This is a genomic window from Bartonella refiksaydamii (genome assembly GCF_902652675.1).
GTDB lineage: Bacteria > Pseudomonadota > Alphaproteobacteria > Rhizobiales > Rhizobiaceae > Bartonella > Bartonella refiksaydamii.
In genome coordinates this window covers 24,535-38,795 of sequence record NZ_LR736291.1, presented here as the reverse complement: position 1 = coordinate 38,795, position 14,261 = coordinate 24,535, and the positions used below count along the sequence as shown (strand labels likewise).

Below are 14,261 nucleotides of genomic sequence, written 5' to 3'. Positions count from 1 at the left end.
ACAATGATTGAATCCTCAAAAAAAATCGTCCAGTGGTTAACAAAGAAGATGCCTAAACGGCTTTATGCACGCTCTTTGATCATTATTATTGCCCCTATGGTACTCTTGCAAACGGTGATTGCTTACGTCTTTATGGAACGTCATTGGCAAATGGTAACTGAGCGTCTTTCAACCACTGTTGTCCACGATATTTCAGCCATTATCGATATCATTGAAACATATCCGCAACAAGATAACTATGAAGATATCAAACGTATTGCACAACAACGTATGGGATTAAATATTTCTATCCTTCCCACGTCCCCTCTCCCGCCCCCAGGACCGAAACCATTTTTCGCAATTCTTGATTATTTTCTAAGTGAAGAAATCACCCGCCAAATTAATCGTCCTTTCTGGATTGATACTGTAGGAGATTCTGATCTTGTCGAAATTCGTATTCACCTTGGTGACAACATCTTGCGTGTTTTTGCACTGCGCAGCCAAGCCTATGCTTCCAATACCTCTATTTTTCTAAGCTGGATGGTCGGAACAGCTCTTGTTTTATTATTGATAGCGATTTACTTCTTGCGCAACCAGATCAAACCAATTCAACAATTGGCTGAAGCAGCAGAAAGTTTTGGACGCGGTCGTCCTTTGCCAAAAGGGTTTCAACCACAAGGAGCTGACGAAGTCCGTCGTGCTGGCTTTGCTTTTTTACGCATGCGTGAACGTATTGAACGCCAAATCGAACAACGCACCATGATGCTTTCAAGTGTAAGCCATGATTTAAGAACCATTCTCACCCGTTTTAAACTTCAGCTAGCGTTAGCAAATACTGACTTTGACATTAAGCCGCTTGAGCAAGATGTGAGCGACATGCAAAACATGTTAGAAGATTACCTTGCTTTTGCCCGTGGTGAAGGAAGTGAATGTGTTAAAATCTTCGATTTACATGCTCTTATGAAAAAATTCTCCACCGATGCGCATCTTCACAAACGTCAATTTTCTTATAGCATTGAAGGACCTACACAAATACAAGTACGCCCACGTGCCTTCACACGCCTCATCAGCAATCTTGTATCAAACGCATTTTGTCACGCCAATATTGTCAAACTAACAGCCATATCCCAACAAGAATCTTTTATCATAACTATCGACGATGATGGCCCCGGTATTCATAAAAATATGCGCACAGAAGTCTTTAAACCATTTTTTAGACTTGATAAAGCACGAAATCAAGATGCAAGTGGAACAGGACTTGGACTTTCTATTGCTCAAGATATAGCACGGAGCCATGGAGGAAATATTCAATTAGATGATAGCCCTTTAGGGGGCTTGCGCGCTATCATTGATATTCCCCTCTAGAAATATTTAAAATCGTCTATAAGAAAAAAATGTTCAACAAACTTGACAATTTAGGCATTGCCTACAGTTTCAAACAAAGTATATTGCAACGCCTTGCAAGCGCTTTCCCCACACCAAGCGACCATCTGAAATGCAACATAATAGCTTTCACAAACTGTAAGCGCATTTATTAACAATGTTTCAACCTGTATATGAGATGGATGCACCCCACCAGCCAGAAGAAGCCCTTGCCGATAAATAACCAAATTATTCTCTTGCCAATAATCAAAATGCCCCATCAACAACTTTTCATTGATTGCTAACAATAAGCGATGCATTTCTGCCACGCAAGCATTTTCAATAGAAAGATCAAATGCACAAGCTAAATGAAGAGCCTCCTGCTCTTCTATCCATGAAAAAGCAAGGTTATAATTTGCCCTTTTTCCTTCCACACAAACACTAATTTCATCTTGTACGTCCCGCTCAAACGACCAATCATATTTACAAGCAATCTGTTCGATAAAGTCAACAGGATGCTCTTCTCTTTCTGTGGTGCAGAATGCAAGCCTCATCATAATCCTCAATCATATTAAAATATTGTCAACAGAACATAACCAGCCTAAAAAGTTGTAACAACATTTTGCTACAATCAAAGCCTTTACACCAAACAAATACACATTAAAAACATTGACAGTACACGAAACCCCAGAACCCACTAATACTTTCTGCGGCAGCCTGATAACAATAAAACGAATCATCAAGCTTTTTCAGTGTATTGATACAATTCCATAGTACTAGTCCCCCAGATTCAAAAAAGTGTTTTTTTACAAAAAACAAATCAAAAACAAACGATCAATCTGCTCTAACAGACTCAGGATTAAGCATTTTTTAATTTCATACATTCCATCGAAAAATTGGGGATATTTTTTTAGAAACTATTTTACTTTTTTCGTGTCTGCGTTTTTTCCAAATCATCAAAGCGCCTTTTCAAATCAGCATTGTCGGCATGTGCTTTCAACACCATCTCCTTAAGCGTTTCAAATTCTTCACGTGAAACAAGATCGAGTTTGTTAGCTATCTTTTCAGCCTGCAAACGAAAAGCTGTTCCAGCTTCACGTCGTACACCTTGCACAACGTCAGCAGCATCTGTTGCTAATTTTGCCAATTCATCAAGAATACGGTTTGATCCATTATGCATAATGTTTTTCCTTACATTTTAATTATTGACACACACACTATAACGCATTTCCATAACATTTAGATACTGCATTTGTTCCTTTTACCCGATAGATTTTATCTTACTGTGCAGATTTTATTCTGAAATATTTAAATCTTTTTACACTTCTTTTACCACATATAAACTAGTGGAAACTTATTACCCTTCTGACTTGACCATTGTACGTTCATCTGTCATTTCTGACCATCATGTAACTTCATATAATGTAAAATGCTTAACCAATGAACAATCTTTCTTGTCCAGCCATTTCTTTTCCATCTTTTCTCGACCCTGTCATTATTCATTTAGGCCCTGTAGCTCTTCATTGGTACGGATTTGGGTACGTGCTAGGTATTCTTTTTGCTTGGTGGTATGCACAAAAGCTATTAAAAAAACAAACCCTATGGCATGCAAATCATCCTCCCATGGATAACCAAACGATTGGAGATTTTGTTGTCTGGTCTGCTATCAGTGTCGTTGTTGGTGGCCGCTTAGGACAAGTGCTTGTATGGGATCCTATTTATTATTTTAGCCATCCAAATGCCATTATCGCAGTATGGGATGGAGGAATGTCCTTTCATGGTGGACTCATTGGCATTATCATTGCAATGATCTGGTTTGCCCATAAAAACAATATCAACACACAAGCAATGTTTGATATAATTGCGGCAGGTGCTCCTGTTGGTATTGGTATTGTACGAATATGCAACTTCATTAACCAAGAACTATGGGGCAATATCACCTCATACCCTTGGGGCGTTTGTTTTCCCCTAGATCCTCACTATCTACCGCGCCATCCAAGCCAACTTTATGAAGCATTCATGGAAGGATTTATTCTCTTCATCATCTTATTCATTCTTATTTTTGCTTTCAAAGCATTAAAACGCCCTGGTACCGTAGCAGGAATATTTATTATAGGCTATGCAATAGCACGCAGTATTTCAGAGATTTACCGTGCACCTCAAGAAGATCCAGAATGGTTTTCTGCCCTCTTCCATTCTATGGGATTTACCTATGGCATGGCTTTATCTCTTCCTATGCTTTTTTTGGGGTTTTGTCTCCTTTTTCGAGCCTTCAAACACAAATCTACAAAAAATGGTTACTCTCAAAGAAAAGATTAAAGAAATTATTGCGCTTAATGGGCCAATCACTGTCAGTCAATATATGACATTAGCACTCACAGATCCGCAGTTTGGCTACTATCAAACACAAACACCCTTTGGAAGAGCTGGTGATTTCATTACAGCTCCTGAAATAAGCCAGTTATTTGGAGAGATGATTGGCATTTGGACTCTTGCAAACTGGAAAGCTCAAGGTTGCCCCCATCCTTTCATTCTCGCCGAAATAGGTCCAGGACGGGGAACTTTGATGGATGATATTTTGCGTACCATTCAAAAATTATCCACCACGGCATTTAATGCTGCTGAAATTTTTCTTATTGAAATAAGTAAACAGCTTGCAAAAGAACAAAAAAAGCGTCTTTTACCTTATAAAAAACAAATCTGTAGCATTGAAAGTTTTGATCAAATCCCTTCAAAACCTCTCTTCTTAATTGCCAACGAGTTCTTCGATGCACTCCCCATCAACCAGTATATTAAAGTCAAAGGAGAATGGAAAGAACGTCGCATTGCAATCAATCAAGATGGAGACTTCATATTTATTGCTGACCCGCGAAAACTTCTTTCTTCCTGCTTACAATCCTATTGTTCTGAAATGCCTGATGGAACAATTTTCGAACACGCACCCTCACGGAATCAATTAATGCAACAAATCAGCAACCATTTTGTACAAATGAGAGGTTCTGCTTTGCTTATCGATTATGGTGCTTCTGATCTTGCATTTGGTGATACACTACAAGCGGTCTCAAAACATAGATTCCGTGATATTTTTGATGCACCTGGTGAACATGATTTAACATCACATGTTGATTTTTCCTTTTTAAAAAAAATAGCCCTTGAACAAGGCTGTTTTGCTGAGATTTTAGAACAAGGAGATTTCCTTTTGAAAATGGGACTTCTGGAACGCGCAGCACAGCTTGGAGCTAACAAAAGCACCACATTGCAAAACCAAATTCGCCAAGATATAAACCGATTAGCTGGCCCAAATCAAATGGGTAAATTATTTAAAGTGTTGTATGTGAGTGATAAAAACATACCATTGCCTCCTAAATTTTGATTCCCAGCGATAATGCTCCAAGCAATAATACACATTGACAAATTTTCACACACCATTCTCACTTTAAAAATAACCATCCACATAAGGAACTTTTATGAATTCTGTGCTTCATCCCATCCTTGCAAAAGATCTTTCTGCTTTACATCCATATGGGATAAGGCACGGTTTTTTTACACGTCAAGGCGGTGTTTCAAAAAGCCTTTATAAAAGCCTTAATGTTGGACAAGGTTCCAATGATCATCCTAAACATATTTCACAAAATCGCATTTTAATCGCTGATTATTTTGGCGTTGAGGTGCAAAATTTAATCACTGTTAATCAAATACACTCTTGTGAAATTGTTGTTGCTAATCAAGCTTTTATTGATGAACCTCCTAAAGCTGATGCTCTGGTTACAACCACACCAGAACTCATAATCGGTATTCTTACAGCAGATTGTGGACCAGTTCTATTTGCTGATCCTCAAGCAGGTGTCATCGCTGCAGCACATGCTGGCTGGCGAGGAATCTTAAATGGAATTGTAAAAAAGACAATTTCTGTTATGGAAAAACAAGGGGCCAAAAGGCAATCAATAACAGCAGTCCTTGGACCTTGTATTGGCCCTTGCCATTACGAAGTAACAAGCGAGTTTTACAACCAATTTATTGATTGCCAGAATAAGTTCCAAAAATATTTTTTAAAAACAGATAAAGTAAATCACTTTCGCTTTGATCTATGGGCATTTATTATGAATCAACTAAAAGAAGCAGGAGTTTATGCTTCTTGTGTGGAGCTTTGCACCTACCAAGATGAACAAAACTTTTTCTCCTATCGCCGTACAACACACCGCAACAAACCTGATTATGGACGGCAAATTTCTGCTATTATGTTGAAATAATAAGACCTTTTACACTGTGTTTATTTTTAATAATCCATTCACACACAAAATGTAAATGTTTCGGCTATTATTATTTTCAATATTTAGTTGTGATGATTAAGTTAAGACAAATTCTTTTTCTTTTAACAACAGTTTTCTTTGGTCCATTTCATACATAAGGCATAGCATTGAAGCTATTCTTTTATAAAGAAAGCAAAAAAAGCTTAATCAATATGCACCTCTCTTCTCCATGGATAAAAAACTTTGCTTTAAAAATAATAAAAATCTTTGAAGAAGAAAAAACAAAATGCATCCCTCTTTAATAATGGTAGATAAAATTGTAATGCTTTCGTAATTGTTTCCTTGCAATCTGGTGACAAGAAGTTAAAAGTCGTTGTTGCTCTCTACTGTAATTATTTAAAGGTTCTAACATGAAACTTTTCTGCGGAAATTCTAATCCACGTTTAGCTGAAGATGTTACAAATTATTTAAACATTCCCTTAGGTAAAGCAACTGTGAAGCGCTTTGCTGATCAGGAAATTTTTGTAGAATTGCATGAAAATGTCCGCGGACAAGATGTGTTTGTTTTGCAATCTACCTCCTATCCTGCAAACGATCATTTGATGGAATTGCTCATCATGATTGATGCTCTTCGTCGTTCTTCGGCGCGTCGTATCACAGCTGTGATACCCTATTTTGGTTACGCTCGCCAAGACCGTAAACCTGGACCAAGGACTCCCATTTCCGCAAAACTTGTTGCCAACCTGATTACTGAAGCAGGAGCCCATCGCGTTTTAACATTGGATCTTCATGCAGGACAAATTCAAGGTTTTTTTGATATTCCAACAGATAATCTCTATGCGGTTCCCGTCATTTCTCGCGATGTCAAGATCCATTACCCTCTTGAAAATGTGATCGTTGTTTCACCTGATGTCGGTGGAGTAGTACGCGCACGCTCACTTGCCAAGCGCTTAAACAGTTTGCTGGCTATTGTTGATAAACGTCGTGATCGTCCTGGCGAATCAGAAGTGATGAATATCATTGGAGATATATCTGGAAAAGATTGCCTTTTGCTCGATGATATTGTTGATTCAGGTGGAACGCTATGCAATGCAGCGAGTGCTCTCCTTAAACACGGTGCCAATAGCGTCACCGCTTACATCACACACGGTGTTCTTTCTGGAGATGCTATCGAACGCATTACCAACTCAGAAATGAAAGAATTGGTTATTACAGATTCAATTATGCCAACACAAGCAATTGAAAAAGCACATAATATTCGTGTTTTGCCAATTGCCGACCTGATTGGAGAAGCAATTGCAAGAACAGCAGCAGAACAATCTGTTTCAAGCTTATTCGGTTAAACTGGTTCCTTTGGATCTCCTAGTGCTGTTTCTACACCAAGATCAGGAAAAGCTATAATGCGTTGACCACTAAAATGCGTATGAATAATAATGAGTCCACGCTCTTCAAAGTAGGTTAAAAGTCGACGTGCACGACTTAAAGAATGGGTTCCATAAAGACGTGCCAAAAATGCATCTGATGGACATGGTTGTCCGCTCAAAGCAGCTTGTGCTACATTCAAAAAAACACCTTGAACATCATCCTCCAAACTTTCTGATAGATGTAGAACGCGTTTCCAGCTTTCACTAACAGCGGTTTTTTCATCAACACAAGCCTGAGCAATAGCTAATTTACGCCGAAATTGCGAAAGGTTTAAAAGTTCTCCTGACAAACCATGAATACGGCAACGAACTAAAAAATCTTGATAAAGCACCGCGGTTGAACGATAAAAAGCCTCAGGATCATCAAGAATTTCCCGAATAACGCGTTCTGCTTGTTTATCACGATCAACGATAGACAGTTCAGGAAATAAGCTTGGTTCTTCTTCTAACAATTCTTGTTTTTTATGAACTGCCTCTTCTAACATCTCATGAATTGATTTTTCTTTCACCAACTCTCGTGATTGTTTAAATGGAATTAAAATTTCCTCCGGTGAAGCAGTAAAAACAAGCTCTTTTACATCAGCCCGCTCTGTTGGAAGTGGCATTAATTTGGGGCTAGAAGAACGTGCCAATGTTTCGACAGGACCAATGATAATCGGTAAGGAACGCCTTGATAAAGCGGGACCTAAAGCTATAAAATGACCGCGCTCAAGATCTCTAAACATTTCCGCTTGGCGACGTTCCATTCCCAAAAGATCAGCAGCACGCACCATATCAATATCTAAAAAAGTCCGCCCTATTAAAAAATTTGAGGCTTCAGCAGCTACATTTTTGGCAAGTTTAGCCAAACGCTGTGTAGCAATGACACCAGCAAGACCACGCTTGCGCCCCCGACACATAAGATTAGTCATAGCACTAAGTGAAATTTTACGCGCTTCATCAGAAACTTCTCCTGCCGCTGCTGGAGCAAATAATTGTGCTTCATCTACAACAACGAGCATGGGATACCAATAGTCACGTTCCACATCAAATAATGCACCAAGAAAAGCCCCTACAGCGCGCATCTGTTGTTCAGTATCTAAACCTTCAAGGTTGAACACCACCGAAACCCGATGTTGACGAATGCGTTGAGCAATACGTGTCAATTCTAGTTCGCTGCGTTGAGCCTCCACAATAACATGACCAAATTTATCTGCTAAAGTGACAAAATCACCCTCTGGATCAATTACACAGTGCTGTACCCATGAAGCGCTTTGTTCAAGAAGACGGCGAAGAAGATGAGACTTTCCTGAACCAGAATTGCCTTGCACAAGAAGACGCGTCGCTAATAATTCTTCTAAATCAACAAAAGCCGGCACAGATTTATGCAAAGCACGGCATTCTGCCATCTCACCCAAGGCAATTTCAACCTTCATAATATCTCCACTATTTGATTTTGAATATAACAGCTAGTAAGTTATTTATTCTCCATCTAAACTATGCTTGTAACATTTCCTCTTATCCGACGATAGAAATCATCGTTTTTTCCCACAACTCTTGCATCTGTGAATAGTTTGAATTATAGAAAAACTTCTGCGTAGACACCCTTGGAGGCAACGCAGAATGGAGCAATCGCTGCTTGACAGTGCATATCTTCATATTCATGCAAAAACTGTTGTTGGTTTTTGATGGATCTCCAATCATGTAAAAGGACTTAAATCATGAGCAAAAGCTATATTCTTAAGGCCGAGATACGCGAGCGGGTTGGTAAGGGGTCCTCCCGTGAACTTCGCCGCAATGGTCTCATTCCTGCTGTCATTTATGGTGAAAAACAGCCCCCTTTGGCAATCACAGTTCCCTATAAAGAAATTTTCCACAAAATTCACGCTGGTGGCTTTCGTACCACTGTTGCAACTATTGCAATTGGCAAACAAAAAATTACGGTTTTACCAAAAGATTACCAATTGGATCCCGTGCGTGACTTTCCCTTACATGTAGATTTCCTCCGTATTTCAGCAAAATCTGTTGTGGAAGTGAATATTCCAGTACACTTCCTCAATGAGGACACAGCTCCTGGACTTAAAAAAGGAGGTGTCCTCAATATTGTTCGACATGAAATTGAATGTATCGCTCCAGCAAATGCTATCCCTGAAGCAATTGAGATTGATCTCTCCAGCTACTCTATTGGTGATTCTATACATATTTCTGCAGTGCAACTGCCGAAAGATGTTACTCCAGTCATCCAAGATCGAGACTTTACTATTGCAACCATTGCAGCTCCTGCTGGCATGGATGTCAGTGATGAGATTTCTGGGCAAGAAGATGACGAGAACAACAAAGAAACTTGATAAATTTTAACAGGCGGGAATTTTCCCCGCCTTAACTTTTTAGATATTTATTAACCGCTCATACTTTACTGAAGGTACGCATGTGGCTTATTGCTGGTCTTGGCAATCCTGGTTCACAATACCAAAATAACCGCCATAATATCGGTTTTATGGCTGTTGATGCTATTTACCAATCCTTCTCTTTTTCTCCGTGGTCAAAAAAATTTCAAGCCGAAATTTCCAATGGTCTCATAAATGGTGAAAAAACTTTTCTTATAAAACCTCAAACGTTCATGAATCTCTCCGGCCAAGCTATTGGTGAAGCCTTGCGATTTTATAAATTAGATTCGAAGAATTTGATCATTATTTGTGATGAGCTAGATTTAACACCGGGAAAAGTACGTGTAAAAATCGGTGGAGGGAATAATGGACATAATGGTATAAAGTCTATTGATGCCCATTGCAGTAATGATTACTGCCGTATACGATTAGGGATCGGACATCCTGGAATCAAAGAACTTGTTCATCAGCATGTTTTAGGAAACTTTACAAAATCTGATCAAGAATGGTTATCCCCCCTTTTAGAAACGATTGCAAAAAATATTGCTTTCCTCATAAAAGGTGACAAGTGCCTCTTTATGAACAAAATCTCACAAACAATAAAAAACAAAGATCTTCACAATAACGACCCATTTTTCCAGAACATAAAACAATAATACTACTTGGTACAATTCTTGCTCATAAAATACTCTTTTTTAAGAGAGATCGAGCAGAAAACCTAAAATGATCGAATGATACTAAATAAGCTTACCCTGCTTAGAATTAAAAAATTTCACTTGGATCTGGATTGATTGTTGACTGTAATGGATCGTAAACATTTGATTGTTGACTTAAAACACGAGGTCTACCCTCACCATTTTGCAGCACCACTACACGCGAACCAGTGGGAACACGATCATAAAGATCAATAATATCTTGATTGAGTAAACGTATACACCCGCTTGAAATAGCGTGACCAATCGACCACGACTCGTGCGAACCGTGAATGCGGAAAAGGGTATCCTGTCCATTTTTGAAAAGATAAAGTGCTCGTGCCCCCAATGGATTATCAGGACCTGGTGACATTCCTTGACCCAAATGACCATAACGTTCTGGTTCTCGAGCCATCATTGCCGCTGTAGGAGCCCAATTTGGCCATCGGCGTTTGCGCTGCACAACCCCTTCACCTTCAAATGCCAACCCTTCTTTACCAACCCCGATACCGTAACGCAAAGCTTGCCCATTTTCACCAATAAGGTAAAGAAAACGCTCCTGCGTATCTATAACCAATGTACCAGGTGGATAAGACGTATAATAAATCACTTTTTGACGCCAAAACTTTGGATCAATTGTCGAAAGATCAACAGCAGGCAATAAATAAGGCTCATTTGTTACAGGTCCATACAAAGCCTGCATTTCTGCTGGGATATACCGAACTTGTTGAGAGGAAACAAATGACACATCTGACTGACGCGTAGCACATCCAACCAAAGCCAAAGATGCTGCAATTAAAAAGGCATAACGAGATAACACTCTTATATTTTCTCCAATTAATTTTTCATGTAGACTTGCTTACTATGAAAAACTTAGCACATTGTTAACGTTAATTCTGACTTCATATTATGATATAAGATAGGGGATATTTAGAATACGGCAAAAAAGCAGATTAGCTTATCTAACATAGATTTTTTTACCGACAACAACAAGAGACTATGACTCTCCTCAAAATATGCTATAGAAATTCTAAAAAACTTTATCTTAACTAAATAATCACAATAGAAAAGAAGACATTCATGGGTTTTAAATGCGGTATTGTGGGATTACCTAATGTTGGTAAATCAACCCTTTTTAATGCATTAACAAAAACAGCGACAGCACAAGCTGCCAATTATCCTTTTTGTACAATCGAGCCAAATACAGGAGAAGTTGCCGTTCCGGACTTGCGAATGGAAAAAATTGCTTCTATCGCTGGCTCAAAAGAAATCATTCCCACACGCATCAGTTTTGTTGATATTGCCGGACTTGTACGTGGTGCTTCAAAAGGTGAAGGTTTAGGCAATAAATTTTTAGCTAATATCCGCGAAGTCGATGCCATTATCCACGTTTTACGCTGTTTTCAAGATGAAGATATTACCCATGTAGAAGGACGCATTGATCCCGTTTCTGATGCCACAACTGTTGAAACGGAACTCATGCTCGCGGATCTTGAAAGTCTTGAGCGGAGAATCGTACAAATCCGTAAACGTGCAACTGGAAAAGATAAGGAAGCTCTAACGATTCTTCCCGTTATGGAAGTAGCATTAGATTTGCTGCAGAAAGGAAGTCCTGTCCGCTTATTACTTAAAGATATCTCTTCCGATGAACACCACATCCTTGAGAGCTTAAATCTTTTAACTTCCAAACCTGTACTTTATGTGTGCAATGTAAGTGAAAATGACGCCGCTCATGGAAATAGCTTTACCCAAATGGTTGAAAAAATGGCAAAAGAGCAAAACGCTCAAAGCATTATCATTTCTGCTTCCATCGAAGCTGAAATCACCCAACTTAATGATGCAGAAGCCTCCGAGTATCTTAATGCCCTAGAACTTTGCGAACCAAGTCTAAATCGCCTCATTCGCGCTGGCTATAATTTGCTTGACCTCATTACTTATTTTACGTGCGGACCTAAAGAAACACGAGCGTGGACAATTACGCGTGGCACGAAAGCACCCCAAGCAGCTGGCGTAATTCACTCAGATTTTGAACGCGGCTTTATTCGCGCCCAAACCATCAGCTACGATGATTATATTGCTCTGGGTGGAGAAAACGGCGCAAAAGAAGCTGGCAAAGCCAGAGATGAAGGCAAAGAGTACATTGTGCAAGACGGTGATATTATGTTGTTTAAACATAATACATAATACCTACTTCATCTCAATGTGTTACATTTATTAAGCAAATAACAAAGCGTTTCTTTAATGAAGAACACCTCTCACGGAAAATGGTGCGTTGTTGTATTACTCATTCACACGCTTGCCTTAAAGAAACATCTCTCGTTGCCCTTAATCCTATTTTACAGTTCCGCCTGTAAAGGTTATAAGCTAGCATCATTATTTCCTTTGTAAACTCCAAATGATGCAACTATTTTTGCATTGAGACAATCCGTGTGAGACATTTCTACTTCTTTCTTAAACGGCTCTTATCCACACAGTGATTCCTCTTGTGAAATACAAGAGAATGATTTTTGTGCTTCATCATAAGGGGAATAAAATGAGAGAATATTCCTGTATTCAAGACTCTCATTCAAATCGTATAATGATAAATTGCCTTTATAAATGAGTTATCCAATGTAAAGAACATCTTGTTTTATGAATCTTTTTAAAGATGGGGGATAGAATTCTCAAACGCTCCTCTAAATCTACAAGTATCCCCTTTGAGGTATTTTTAGATGCGCTAGCCATCTAGAGCGTTTTACTCTAAACAAATCAAAATCTTAAAAAAACTTCCTCACCTCAAAAAAATTATGCCTTTAAATTCTTTAAGAAACTGAAATAATTTTACCTTCAAAAAACACGAAAAAACAGTTGCTACCATTTTATCTATAATAGCAACGGTTTTGTCTATAGAAAATGGAACGCAAAATTAACGTGCCCAACGTCCTTCATATTTAAATGTAGGAGCTTCCTTTAAAGAATCCTTTGTTGCATTCGTAATAAGTTTCCACTTGCCATAATCATTTATCATCTGGATTGTTTCTGGAGAAACAACTACATAACTCTCCCCTATACCAAGGAAACCACCAATCGCAATAACAAACCCCGCAATGTTATTTTCACGCAGAATAATATCTTTTACTTCACCAATATTTTCATCTTCTAAATTGTATACATTTGCACCAATAAGACTTGAAGCAACAAAATCAGTTGCTAAAGGTGTAACATAACGCACAGACATATCTGACCCCACCTGAACGATACCCATCGAAGAAATCATTTCAGGTTTAGAAGGTACAGCGAAAGACTGGGCATAAGTACTAGAAGCCATCAAAACTGACATAAGAGTAGTACATGCAATTTTTTTCATTTTAACATCTCCATTTTTACTTTGCTTTTACTTTACAAAGCCTCAATGCATCGTAACCGGATTTGTTCCCTATACTTTCTCAATACCAGAATCTTAGCCTTTTCTCCTTTTCAATCTTTTGTTTTCTTCTCAAGTTCCTCCTCTAAACTATACCAGATACGGACTGTTAAAATATAAACAAGCCCTCCCCAAAAGATGAGAAATAAAATAACACGAAAACCAGTTTTTTACGAAACTCCATGTGGAATCAGCAGCCCACATCAAAAAAAGCAGAAACATCACGTGCATAATGTTCAACTGTTTCAGGAGTCCCATCCTCATAGGATACAACACCATCCCTCAGAGGAGGTGCCATAGTCAAAGAATTACTTGCAATAAAATAAGATTATACCAATAATCATCAGCATTTTGTATTCTCTAGTACCTTCTGATGTCCTGTTAAAAGAACCGTAATATAATCTAGACCAGCAGCATTATAATGAATCAATACATCAGTAATCAAAGCAGGAAACGGTAAATATATAACACGTGCACGTGCCATTAGTGATAAATCTGAAGGATAAGCGCCCTTAAGAACAAATTTTGCTTCTTCTTCATTAGCAAAAGGAGAAGTGTCTGTTGCAATACCTGCGCATTTAAAAAATTTCCCTTCTCGATTAGGTCCATCGCTTACTTCATATTGCCTAGAAAAAACCTTAATCTATTCCTGATCATAGCCAAGCGCTTTCAAATCACAAAAAGCTACATATTTTAACCCATGGCAACTAGAACAAACCTGTTTATAAATTTTTAACCCACGCCGTAATTGCGCCTTATCATAAGCCCCAAATGGTCCTGAAAAG

The 14,261-nt window shown here is 38.6% G+C and carries 13 protein-coding genes and 1 pseudogene; 8 read left to right on the top strand and 6 right to left on the bottom strand.

All coding sequences use genetic code 11. From position 1 onward, the window contains the following. Positions 1-3 precede the first annotated feature (3 nt). Positions 4-1,344 (top strand): sensor histidine kinase, encoded by a 1,341-nt coding sequence (locus GQO39_RS01920; RefSeq protein WP_156850787.1) that lies wholly within the window; start codon positions 4-6, stop codon positions 1,342-1,344. Between the two features lie 50 nt (positions 1,345-1,394). Here the strand turns inward: GQO39_RS01920 and GQO39_RS01915 are convergent, their stop codons facing one another. Both GQO39_RS01915 and GQO39_RS01910 read right to left on the bottom strand, forming a co-directional pair. Next, positions 1,395-1,895 (bottom strand): type III secretion system chaperone family protein, encoded by a 501-nt coding sequence (locus GQO39_RS01915; protein WP_156850786.1) that lies wholly within the window; start codon positions 1,893-1,895, stop codon positions 1,395-1,397. Positions 1,896-2,263: 368 nt separating this feature from the next. Further along, entirely contained in the window at positions 2,264-2,521 is a 258-nt protein-coding gene (locus GQO39_RS01910; protein ID WP_007553472.1) for an accessory factor UbiK family protein, read from the bottom strand. Between the two features lie 260 nt (positions 2,522-2,781). Between GQO39_RS01910 and lgt the strand changes: the two genes are divergently transcribed. The 4 genes from lgt to GQO39_RS01890 all read left to right on the top strand — a co-directional run bounded on the left by lgt (position 2,782) and on the right by GQO39_RS01890 (position 6,934). After that, a complete protein-coding gene (lgt, locus tag GQO39_RS01905; protein WP_156850714.1) occupies positions 2,782-3,660 on the top strand; it encodes a prolipoprotein diacylglyceryl transferase in 879 nt (292 codons plus the stop codon). Next, a complete protein-coding gene (locus tag GQO39_RS01900) occupies positions 3,635-4,714 on the top strand; it encodes a class I SAM-dependent methyltransferase (RefSeq protein ID WP_156850713.1) in 1,080 nt (359 codons plus the stop codon). The genes lgt and GQO39_RS01900 overlap by 26 nt, the downstream gene beginning before the upstream one ends. Positions 4,715-4,808: 94 nt before the next feature. After that, positions 4,809-5,591, top strand: coding sequence for a peptidoglycan editing factor PgeF (pgeF, locus tag GQO39_RS01895; RefSeq protein ID WP_156850712.1), 783 nt, complete (start codon positions 4,809-4,811; stop codon positions 5,589-5,591). Between the two features lie 410 nt (positions 5,592-6,001). Further along, complete coding sequence (locus GQO39_RS01890) at positions 6,002-6,934, top strand: ribose-phosphate pyrophosphokinase (RefSeq protein WP_156850711.1); 933 nt, start codon at positions 6,002-6,004, stop codon at positions 6,932-6,934. Here GQO39_RS01890 and GQO39_RS01885 read toward each other — a convergent pair. Next, positions 6,931-8,430, bottom strand: coding sequence for a helicase HerA domain-containing protein (locus GQO39_RS01885; RefSeq protein WP_156850710.1), 1,500 nt, complete (start codon positions 8,428-8,430; stop codon positions 6,931-6,933). The genes GQO39_RS01890 and GQO39_RS01885 overlap by 4 nt on opposite strands. A 285-nt stretch (positions 8,431-8,715) precedes the next feature. On the opposite strand from GQO39_RS01885, the gene GQO39_RS01880 reads away from it, so the two are divergent. After that, a complete protein-coding gene (locus tag GQO39_RS01880; RefSeq protein WP_156850709.1) occupies positions 8,716-9,342 on the top strand; it encodes a 50S ribosomal protein L25/general stress protein Ctc in 627 nt (208 codons plus the stop codon). A gap of 80 nt (positions 9,343-9,422) precedes the next feature. Then, positions 9,423-10,037 (top strand): aminoacyl-tRNA hydrolase, encoded by a 615-nt coding sequence (gene pth, locus GQO39_RS01875; protein WP_156850708.1) that lies wholly within the window; start codon positions 9,423-9,425, stop codon positions 10,035-10,037. A gap of 106 nt (positions 10,038-10,143) precedes the next feature. On the opposite strand, the gene GQO39_RS01870 is transcribed toward pth, so the two are convergent. Beyond that, complete coding sequence (locus GQO39_RS01870; protein WP_156850707.1) at positions 10,144-10,893, bottom strand: L,D-transpeptidase; 750 nt, start codon at positions 10,891-10,893, stop codon at positions 10,144-10,146. Positions 10,894-11,153: 260 nt separating this feature from the next. On the opposite strand from GQO39_RS01870, the gene ychF reads away from it, so the two are divergent. Continuing rightward, complete coding sequence (ychF, locus tag GQO39_RS01865) at positions 11,154-12,257, top strand: redox-regulated ATPase YchF (RefSeq protein ID WP_156850706.1); 1,104 nt, start codon at positions 11,154-11,156, stop codon at positions 12,255-12,257. A gap of 721 nt (positions 12,258-12,978) precedes the next feature. Here the strand turns inward: ychF and GQO39_RS01860 are convergent. Together GQO39_RS01860 and GQO39_RS09070 are read right to left on the bottom strand one after the other, a co-directional pair. Next, positions 12,979-13,419, bottom strand: a complete 441-nt coding sequence (locus GQO39_RS01860) for a PRC-barrel domain-containing protein (RefSeq protein ID WP_156850705.1) — start codon at positions 13,417-13,419, stop codon at positions 12,979-12,981. Between the two features lie 247 nt (positions 13,420-13,666). Continuing rightward, positions 13,667-14,206, bottom strand: a pseudogene (locus tag GQO39_RS09070) (cytochrome c1). Between the last annotated feature and the right edge of the window lie 55 nt (positions 14,207-14,261).

Bases quoted from the DNA above. Each gene is read 5' to 3' on its own strand.
- pth (WP_156850708.1), top strand. From the start codon at position 9,423: ATGTGGCTTATTGCTGGTCTTGGCAATCCTGGTTCACAATACCAAAAT.
- GQO39_RS01920 (WP_156850787.1), top strand. From the start codon at position 4: ATGATTGAATCCTCAAAAAAAATCGTCCAGTGGTTAACAAAGAAGATG.
- ychF (WP_156850706.1), top strand. From the start codon at position 11,154: ATGGGTTTTAAATGCGGTATTGTGGGATTACCTAATGTTGGTAAATCA.
- GQO39_RS01910 (WP_007553472.1), bottom strand. From the start codon at position 2,521: ATGCATAATGGATCAAACCGTATTCTTGATGAATTGGCAAAATTAGCA.
- GQO39_RS01885 (WP_156850710.1), bottom strand. From the start codon at position 8,430: ATGAAGGTTGAAATTGCCTTGGGTGAGATGGCAGAATGCCGTGCTTTG.
- lgt (WP_156850714.1), top strand. From the start codon at position 2,782: ATGAACAATCTTTCTTGTCCAGCCATTTCTTTTCCATCTTTTCTCGAC.
- GQO39_RS01915 (WP_156850786.1), bottom strand. From the start codon at position 1,895: ATGAGGCTTGCATTCTGCACCACAGAAAGAGAAGAGCATCCTGTTGAC.
- pgeF (WP_156850712.1), top strand. From the start codon at position 4,809: ATGAATTCTGTGCTTCATCCCATCCTTGCAAAAGATCTTTCTGCTTTA.
- GQO39_RS01890 (WP_156850711.1), top strand. From the start codon at position 6,002: ATGAAACTTTTCTGCGGAAATTCTAATCCACGTTTAGCTGAAGATGTT.
- GQO39_RS01860 (WP_156850705.1), bottom strand. From the start codon at position 13,419: ATGAAAAAAATTGCATGTACTACTCTTATGTCAGTTTTGATGGCTTCT.
- GQO39_RS01900 (WP_156850713.1), top strand. From the start codon at position 3,635: ATGGTTACTCTCAAAGAAAAGATTAAAGAAATTATTGCGCTTAATGGG.
- GQO39_RS01880 (WP_156850709.1), top strand. From the start codon at position 8,716: ATGAGCAAAAGCTATATTCTTAAGGCCGAGATACGCGAGCGGGTTGGT.